This is a genomic window from Paenibacillus sp. CFBP13512 (assembly GCF_005233705.1).
In the GTDB taxonomy this organism is placed as follows: Bacteria; Bacillota; Bacilli; order Paenibacillales; family Paenibacillaceae; genus Saccharibacillus; species Saccharibacillus nuruki.
This window is the reverse complement of record NZ_QGAD01000017.1, coordinates 61919-71080: the sequence shown is the minus strand read 5'-3', so window position 1 is coordinate 71080 and position 9162 is coordinate 61919. Positions and strand designations below refer to the sequence as shown.

Genomic DNA, 9162 nt, shown 5'->3' with positions numbered 1-9162 from the left:
ATATTTTCTTTTTAGTTTGTGAGTTTTATTAAATAAAATATCAGTATAGATTATAGAAGAAAGTATTCCTAACAAAATTGGCCAAGAATAATTTATAGAACCAGTTACCCAAAGAAATCCTGAGCTAATAACATTAAAACTAATACAACATATACTACAAAAAGCTATTAAAAAATACTTAAAAGATATTTTCATACTGAAAATTCTTACAATAGCTATAGGAAGCATAAAAATAATAATGGAATTTAATATTCTCCATATCCATATATTTTCATCCATAATTAGATATAAAATAGAATCAGCAAAAACTCTTCCTGACCAAATTGTATATCTCATGTATATGAAATCATACAAAGACATAGTCTTAGAAATATTTTTGAAATACTCATCATCTCCAGGAGAAAAATTAATAAGCGAGTTTAGTATAAATATAAACAAAAATATAAATACAAACTCTTTATATTGCCTAACTTTTTCTAACAAATTAACTCTCTCCTTAAACAAAATAATTTAAAATAAATAAAAAAATTTTAAATTTCAGCTCTTTCTAAAAAGGGATGATGAGTATCTTTATCAGATAATACTGGACTTGATACAGGCCAATCGATATTTAAAGATGGATCATTCCAAGCAATTCCTCGGTCATGCTCAGGTGAGTAATATTCATCTACTTTGTAGATGACTTGAGTATTTGCTGCTAATGTACAGAATCCATGTGCAAATCCTTGCGGAACTAGCAATTGACGTTTATTCGCATCACTTAGAATAAATCCTTGCCATTGACCAAATGTAGGTGAATCTTTACGGATATCCAAAATCACATCGTAAATCGAACCTGAAATTACACGAATCAATTTAGTCTGTGCTTTGGGATTAAGCTGATAATGCATACCTCTAAGGACTCCAGGTTCAGCAGAAAGAGAGTGATTATCCTGAATAAAGTTATGCATAATACCGTTCTCATACATTAATTTTTCATTATAACTTTCCATAAAAAATCCACGATGATCACCATGTACTACAGGTTCTATAAGTTTAGCGCCTTCTAATGTTAAAGATGTAACTTTCATGATGATCCTCCTTACAGTTTGAGTTTTCCAAACTCTTCACCAAATACGATTTCTTGTGCTAATTCATTTGCTTTTGCAAGCGATGCATGTGTACCAGCATCTGTCCACCAACCTGTAAGGATATCAAATGTTAACTCACCACGTTCAATATACGCATTGTTTACATCTGTAATTTCCAATTCACCACGATCAGATGGTTTTAATGTCTTAACAATATTAAATACATTGTTATCAAACATATAAATACCTGTTACAGCGAAATCACTTTTAGGAGCTTTTGGTTTTTCTTCAATCGAAACAATACGCTCTCCATCCATTTCAGCAACACCATAACGCTGTGGATCATGTACCTGTTGCAGTAGCAATTTAGCACCTTGTTTTTGCTCACGGAAATTTTGTACAAATGGAGAAATATCATCAGCAAATACATTATCTCCTAAGATAACAACCATTTGGTCATCCGCTACAAAGTGTTCTGCTAGATCCAAAGCTTGTGCGATACCACCAGCTTCATCCTGCACTTTGTATGTAAATGTAACACCCATATCACTACCGCTACCTAGTAAGTTCACTACATCGCCCATATGGTCTTTACCTGTAACAATTAAGATATCTTTGATATTAGCTTGTTTTAATTTATATACTGAATGAAAAATCATTGGATATTTACCAACAGGTAAAAGGTGCTTGTTCGTTACTTTCGTTAATGGGTACAAGCGTGAACCTGTACCTCCTGCTAAAATAATGCCTTTCATGAATAAAAACCTCCATTTTTTAAAATCTTTAAACATTATAACAAAGTGAAATAAATTCTACTATCCTTATTTATAAGCAGAACCTAATGAGAAATCTTCTCTCTCTTTACTTAAGTTAGGATTGTAAAAAGGATCTTCTCTTAATTCATCTGGCCATTTTTCTTGCATACGTATGATTTCACTATTAAATCGCTTTTGCTTTTCAGGTGTATCTTCATATCCTCTACTTTTAGATTCATAGTGTATTAACTGGACTTGTGGCAACCAAACATTCCAATAACCCTTTTCACGAACTTTAAGACAAAAGTCAACATCATTGAAAGCCACTTGAAGGTCTTCAGCAAACCCTTCAACCTCTTCGCAAATTTCTTTGCGAACCATTAAGCATGCTGCAGTAACAGCAGAATAATTACTAACCATTTTTAACCGACTGAAATAACCATATTCAGAACTTTGAAAATTCTTGTGACTATGACCAGCTACACCGCCAATACCCAGAATCACACCAGCATGTTGAATAGTATAGTCAGGATACAATAGTTTTGCACCTACAGCTCCAACTCTTGATCTAATTGCTTGACCAACCATTTCTTCCAACCACTCAGGAGTAATAACTTCAATATCATTGTTTAAAAATAATAAAAGTTCACCTTCGGCTTTAGTACAACCAAAATTATTCAGCTTAGAATAATTAAATGGAATATCATATTGAAATACTTTAAATCTTTCAGGTTCGCGAATACTCCATCTATCATATAATTGCTGAGTAGTTACATCATCGCTACCATTATCAATAATAATAATTTCATAGTTTGTATATGTTGTTTTTTCTATGATTGAATTAAGACAAGTATCTAGTACCTGAGTCATATTTTTACTTGGTATGATAATAGATACTTTAGGATTGCCTGTAGGCTTATGATGAACTCTATATAAGTTAGGAATATCTCCTGCACCTTCAACGTATGCATTGAAATTTCTACGAATAATTGTTTCTTCTAATGCTTTGATACCTGCCATATGAGTATAGTTTTTAGAAGAGTTAATCATAGCTGTTGATTCTGGTATCGCTCTCCAGTGATATAATACTTTAGGAATATGATAGATAGCATTTGTTTTTTCAGATGCTCTAAGCATTAAATCATAGTCTTGGCTGCCTTCAAAACCTACACGGAAACCTCCAACATCTTGAACTAAGCTCTTTCTGTATAGTGTCAAATGAGAGGTATACATCTGTGATAAAAGACTATCAGGTGACCAATCTGGTTTAAAAAATGGAGAATGTCTTTCCCCTTCAATTGAAATTTTATCTTCATCACTATAAATAATATCTGCTTCTGGCAAACGATTGAGCAATAATATATTTTCTATTAAAGCATCTTTTGATAATTCATCGTCATGATCCAAAAGAGCAATAAATTCACCTGTTGCCATTTGAATAGCATCATTAGAAGTATTAGAAATATGACCATTCACTTCACGAAACTTTATTTTGATTCTATTATCTAAAGCTATATATTCTTCCAAAATTGGTCTAATATGAGGTTTTGTTGAACAATCATCTACTAAACATAATTCCCAATTAGAATACACTTGTTGACGAACCGAATCAATACAAGCTCTCAACCACTTTTCTTCCACATTATACACAGGAACAAGTATTGAAATGAGCGGCTTATAGATTAATGTTTGTAATTGGTCTTTCATTTGTTGCCAATCTTCTGCTGTCTTTTCAGTTATTTTTAAGAATTCCTGATAATTCGATTCGCTAACCCCTAAATGTACATATTCTCCCTTAGCTTGAATACCTTTTAGACCATCTTTTTTCAAAATTTTTATTGATTTAGATATAAATATTTTTATTGTTGATGGACGCAGCCCATGATTTCTGAAAAATTTATATACAGGTTTTAACACTAGTTCTAATTGTGTAATAGGACGATACATTATGTTATGCAAAGTAAACATTTGTTCTTTGTTACCTGGATCCAATCGGAAACTATGTATTCCTGATGGAATTCTAATCCGACTACGTTTAAATACTTCTGTTCCTTTAGATATAGTACCTATAATAATAATCTGCTTCTCTGTCATACCGTTTCCTAAGTCATAGTATAATTCAAGCGGGACATCATATTCAGCAGAACTAATATAAGATACCTCCAATATTTTTTTATGAACAGGAAGATTTAAAAGAAATTGTGGATCTTTACCTATAGACTGCCATCCATAATTTGTAGGGATAATTTCATGTATAGGTTGTAAATCAATAGAACGTTGTCCAGCTAGTTTTTTTAAACCTCTTTTATAAGCGTATTTAATTTTTTTTAGTTTCCTTCCAATTTTTCGTAATCCTTCAGTAGTTTTCCAAGAACGACTGTTTTTAATCATAGCTAATTCTGTTTTTATTATTTCAAAACTACTTTCTTTTTCAGTCAAAACTTTTTGGAAAGAATTCAATTCATTTCTTGTGATATTCAATTCACTTTTAGTAATATTTAATTCATTTTCTGCAGAAGAAAATTGATCTTTAAGATCATTCAATTCATTTTCAATAATATTCATTTGATTCAATTGGTTTAAAATATATGACGTATCTTTTGTGATTTTCATCTCAATTTTGATAAAAAGCATCTCATTTTCATTAGAAAACGAAGGAATAGACATTAATAATTGTGGATCTTCTTCAAACGAAAATATTCTCAAAAGATTTTTATCCCATATTCCTTGTCCGGTGCCTATAACTGAAACATCTTTATTAGACCAAGTATATAAAATTTCTTTTTTAGTATTCTGCATAATAAAGTTTTTGATTTCTACCATCCCAGAACTGTTTATAGGATCAATTCTCAGATTAATAATTTTTTTAGCAGGTATTTCAAATTTATATACTTTAAACACATCAAACACTAATTCACTTTTCAAAGAATTTTCTTCAGAAAATGTTTTATCATTTAATGATTGCCAGTAAATTTGTACAAAATTCTGGTATTCTTCTTCTAATATTGCATCTTTATTTTCTTCTACAAAAAAATTAGGAAACTTCTTCTGAAAAACTTCTTTCAGTTCTAATTGAAGATTCTTTTTTACAATTTCAAAAGAACCTTTATCGAGTATACGTGACTGTAGATTGATTTCATACAAAAAGAAAATCATATATAAAACATCTTGTTCAGCATGCTTAGGGAGCAAAGAAGCAAAATCTTTAAGCTCCAAATCTAGACCACTGTGATAGGCATAATGAACAACCCGAATAATTTCGATCCATTTAAATTGTGTAACATGGCTAAGGTCATAATCTACAAGATAAGGTTTCATATCGAATGAAATTAATATATTTTTAAGCCAAAGATCCCCTGATACTAGAGAAGGTGAATCAGCTACCAATTCAAAATGTTCAGCCAAATAATTACTAAAAGTTTGTTTAGCCTCCACTGTCCAAGAAAGGTAATCAATCTCAGCTATCAAACCTTTAATTTCTTCTTTTTGATTTAAATAAAATTCTCCTGCTTTTACATTTAATGCTTCTGTAAAAACGTTGTGGAGTATAGTTACAAGTTCTTTTTTTTGAATAACATGATTAGCATATAACTGATCAAGAGAAGTACCTTCAATAAATTCTTCAATGATATAAATATAATCTTTATATTCAACCACTTCTAAAATTTGGGGAGCTCTTAATAAATCAGCTGTTTGTAATGTTTTTTGCATAATTAAAATATATTGTAAATTATATAATTGATTGTTGGGAAGTTTTTTGACAGTACATAGACTTACTTGATTATACATAATTAAAAATCTGCTGGTAGCAGATTGATAAGAGCGATTTGAATTATTATTGATAGCTAAAATTCCGATATCATCAACTTGTTTTTCTGTAATAATTTTAGCTTTGATTAACGCATCAATAAGTTCCATTATAGTTCAACCTTTCTTTTCAAAACAAAGGCATAAGATGGACAAAAATATTGAACCACACCATTTTTAGCCATAGTTTTGTACAGTTCTCTAAGTTCTACATTTAAAGACAACGTCTCGCCGTTAGATCCATCATACTCTTCAACATCTAAATTATGAGAAAGTATCAACTGATTGATTTCTTTTATATCTACCATTCTTCGAATTAATTTATAATCTGGAAAACAAGCATACGTTTTCTCTACCTGTAAACCTGCTTCTTTAAAAAGTTCATAGTATTCTTCTAGAGACCATGTTTTAGCAGATAACAAACTACTTTTTAACTGTTTATGCTTATTATGAGCAATTTGCTCTGGAAGATACATAATATGAGCTAAACCTGTATGATCATCTTGAGTACCAGCAAGATACTTAGCACCGAGACTATTTTCAATACCAATATATATTTTACCATCGTCTGTTAAAATATTATTGGCTTTGATAAGTGCTTTTAATTGTTCATTACGAATAGTAGAAGAGTCATCTCTACCTGAACCAATCCATTCCAAAGAACCATTAAAAATCACCAAATCGAATAAATCTTTTTTGAATGGTATTGTTAAAAAATTACCTTGAATTTTTTGTAATATTACATCTTCTTGCTGCGCAATACAATCTAATAACTCTAAACGATTTTTAGTGAGATCAAGTGCTACCATTTCTCCTTGTTTAGCCAAAGGAATACTAACTTGTCCCCATCCTGAACCAATATCTAAATAACGTCCATTTTTTTTATAATTGATCATATCCAAAAATTGGATTCTACCGGGATCCATTATAATTCTATACAACCAATTATGATAAGTAAAAAAACTGTCTCTTACTACATCACGCCAAGGTTCAACTTTCATACGATCAATCAATAACTGTTCTTCTGTTTGTGGAATATCTGCATAGCTACCTAAATACTCTAATTCGACAGCTAAATCTTCCTTTACAAACTCTATTTGGCTCTGATCACTCATAAGATGTTGCAACGAATTTTTATCACCTGATTTCATGTTTAGATCTCCTTAACAAGACTGTCATACTTGATGTGGACTTCGCTTTCCAAATTAGCGATTCCAAAGCTTCTATCCCCTGCTTTAGGAAGTATTTTCATTTCTAAAACATCATATCGACGATCCAATGGCACAATATCACCATCAATTAATTCTACAAATCCTAAGGATACAAAATAATCTCCTGGCATTAGTCTCATCGATTGTGTAAATGTAATTTCAGCCTCCTCACCATCATGTAAGGGTTTAAATTTCATATTTTGAAAATACGTATTGGTTCCGTATACTTCTAATCCTTTTACAGATTTGACTGTTAAAGCATAAATAGGTTGTGGAATATGTTTATACGCTTTGACTTTAAAAGAAACGGTTATCTTATCTGAAGATGTAAAAGAATTAACGCTAACACCATTCGAATCGCATAGATCACATGTTTCTATCAAACCTTCATTACTACCATAACGATATTCTTGAGCAGCTACATCGCCTGAATTAGCACGCGCAAATTCATTATTTTGAATTTTACTTTTTTCAACTGATGTCGATGGATATGAATCTATATCTTCATCTACTAATTTATTTGAAAACAATATTTTAGTGTAATGATTAACAACATCGTTAGGACTACCCATTTCTAAAAACTCGCCCTGATTAATTAACATTACCCTATCACAAATTTGTCTTATCGTCTGTAAATCGTGCGAAACTACTAAGATGGTTTTTCCAGCTTCTTTTAAAGACTTTATTTTTTCAAAACATTTGAGCTGAAATCTTCCGTCTCCTACTGCTAATGCTTCGTCTACAATTAATATATCAGGATCTACATTTATGGATACAGCAAATGCCAAGCGAACATACATACCACTAGAATAGGTTTTAACAGGCTGATCTATAAAATCTCCAATATCTGCAAATTTCAGTACATCATCTAGCCTTTCATCCATTTCTTCTTTCGTAACACCAAGAATAGCACCATTAAGATAAATGTTTTCTCTACCAGTAAATTCAGGATTGAATCCGCTCCCCAATTCCAAAAGCGCTGCTACTCGACCATATACTTTAATCTCTCCGCTTGAAGGAGAAAGAGTACCTGCAATCATTTGTAATAATGTACTTTTTCCTGAACCATTTCTTCCAACTATACCAACAGCTTCTCCAGTAAAAACTTCAAACGACATTTTTTGTAATGCTGGAAAATCTCTATAATAATTTTTATTTTTATTTAAAGTCTGTTTTAGACGATCCATAGGTTTATCATATATGCGATATGTTTTGGATACATCTGTGACTTTTATGGATATACTCATTAATAGACACCTTATTTCTTGAGATATTTACATCACGTCAGCAAACCCATGCTTTGTTTTTCTGAAAAAGAATAATCCGACTACACAAATAATAATTGAAACTAATAACTCTAATACAAATATAGATAAAATTGGTACTTTTCCCCAAATCATAACATTACGTATATCGCCTACAAAATAAGTAATTGGATTTAAATAATAAAACCATCTAAACTTTAACGGAATAGTATCTACTGAATACAAAATAGGACTCAATAACATTAATGCTTGAATAACAATAGCAATAACTTGTCCAATATCTCTTAAAAATACACCTAATGCTGATAAAAGCCAAGAAACTCCCAAAGTAAAAAATAGTAATGGTAATATTACAATAGGCAATAAAATAACTGTCCAATGTAAAGTATGATTAACTATAACGGTAAATATAGCAATTAGAACAAAGTTAATAGCAGCATTTACTAATGCGGATCCGACTGCTATAACAGGAAACACTTCTAATGGAAAGACTACTTTTTTGACATAATTCGTATTACTCAAAATTAAAAATGGAGAGCGTCCAACAACTTCACTGAATAAATTATACGTGGTTAACCCGGCAAAAATAATAACAGCATATTCAAGCTTGTTTGTACTCTCTGCATGCCATTTAGCTTGAAATATTTCTCCAAATACAAATGTATATACAATCAACATTAATAATGGGGTCAATACAGACCATAAAAAACCTAGATAAGAACCTTTGTAACGACTTGCAGTTTCTCTTTTCACAAACTGCACAACAATATTTCGATTTCTTTTAAAATAATTCTTCGCTTTTGAAATCATTTTCTTCCCTCTCCATCTATTAAACTAAATACTCAAATAACTATTTTGAAAAGTTATAATACCATAGGCTCTTGCAAATATTTATATTAATATAGCAATTGTGATAGAATGTCTTAGTATCCCTTATGTAAAGGAGTTTAAAACATTGGCTAATCAAGTATACGGCAAACAGTTTAAAGCGTCCACTGAGGACGAAAAACGGGGAAGTATGTTTTGGGTCCTTAATATCTGTATGATTTTGTTT

Annotated in this window: 7 protein-coding genes; all 7 read right to left on the bottom strand. The window is 30.9% G+C overall.

Going from position 1 to position 9162, the window contains the following annotated elements; all coding sequences use genetic code 11:
- Positions 1 to 483 (bottom strand): DUF6056 family protein (locus PaeCFBP13512_RS19300; protein WP_137225416.1); only part of this gene is annotated, 483 nt, incomplete at its 3' end.
- 47 nt (positions 484 to 530) lie between these two features.
- Positions 531 to 1070, bottom strand: a complete 540-nt coding sequence (gene rfbC, locus PaeCFBP13512_RS19295) for a dTDP-4-dehydrorhamnose 3,5-epimerase (protein ID WP_137225414.1) — start codon at positions 1068 to 1070, stop codon at positions 531 to 533.
- 11 nt (positions 1071 to 1081) lie between these two features.
- The gene (locus tag PaeCFBP13512_RS19290) at positions 1082 to 1825 is read right to left on the bottom strand and encodes a sugar phosphate nucleotidyltransferase (RefSeq protein WP_137225412.1); all 744 of its coding nucleotides are present in this window, start codon (positions 1823 to 1825) and stop codon (positions 1082 to 1084) included.
- Positions 1826 to 1891: 66 nt separating this feature from the next.
- Positions 1892 to 5743 carry a glycosyltransferase family 2 protein gene (locus PaeCFBP13512_RS19285; RefSeq protein WP_137225410.1) on the bottom strand — a complete coding sequence of 1284 codons (3852 nt, stop codon included), beginning with the start codon at positions 5741 to 5743 and terminating at the stop codon, positions 1892 to 1894.
- Positions 5743 to 6783, bottom strand: coding sequence for a class I SAM-dependent methyltransferase (locus PaeCFBP13512_RS19280; protein ID WP_137225408.1), 1041 nt, complete (start codon positions 6781 to 6783; stop codon positions 5743 to 5745). Before PaeCFBP13512_RS19280 ends, PaeCFBP13512_RS19285 begins: the two co-directional genes overlap by 1 nt.
- 2 nt (positions 6784 to 6785) lie before the next feature.
- Positions 6786 to 8090, bottom strand: a complete 1305-nt coding sequence (locus PaeCFBP13512_RS19275; protein WP_137225406.1) for an ABC transporter ATP-binding protein — start codon at positions 8088 to 8090, stop codon at positions 6786 to 6788.
- A gap of 27 nt (positions 8091 to 8117) precedes the next feature.
- Complete coding sequence (locus PaeCFBP13512_RS19270; RefSeq protein ID WP_137225404.1) at positions 8118 to 8918, bottom strand: ABC transporter permease; 801 nt, start codon at positions 8916 to 8918, stop codon at positions 8118 to 8120.
- Between the last annotated feature and the right edge of the window lie 244 nt (positions 8919 to 9162).

Bases quoted from the DNA above. Each gene is read 5' to 3' on its own strand.
- rfbC (WP_137225414.1), bottom strand. From the start codon at position 1,070: ATGAAAGTTACATCTTTAACATTAGAAGGCGCTAAACTTATAGAACCT.
- PaeCFBP13512_RS19290 (WP_137225412.1), bottom strand. From the start codon at position 1,825: ATGAAAGGCATTATTTTAGCAGGAGGTACAGGTTCACGCTTGTACCCA.
- PaeCFBP13512_RS19285 (WP_137225410.1), bottom strand. From the start codon at position 5,743: ATGGAACTTATTGATGCGTTAATCAAAGCTAAAATTATTACAGAAAAA.
- PaeCFBP13512_RS19280 (WP_137225408.1), bottom strand. From the start codon at position 6,783: ATGAAATCAGGTGATAAAAATTCGTTGCAACATCTTATGAGTGATCAG.
- PaeCFBP13512_RS19275 (WP_137225406.1), bottom strand. From the start codon at position 8,090: ATGAGTATATCCATAAAAGTCACAGATGTATCCAAAACATATCGCATA.
- PaeCFBP13512_RS19270 (WP_137225404.1), bottom strand. From the start codon at position 8,918: ATGATTTCAAAAGCGAAGAATTATTTTAAAAGAAATCGAAATATTGTT.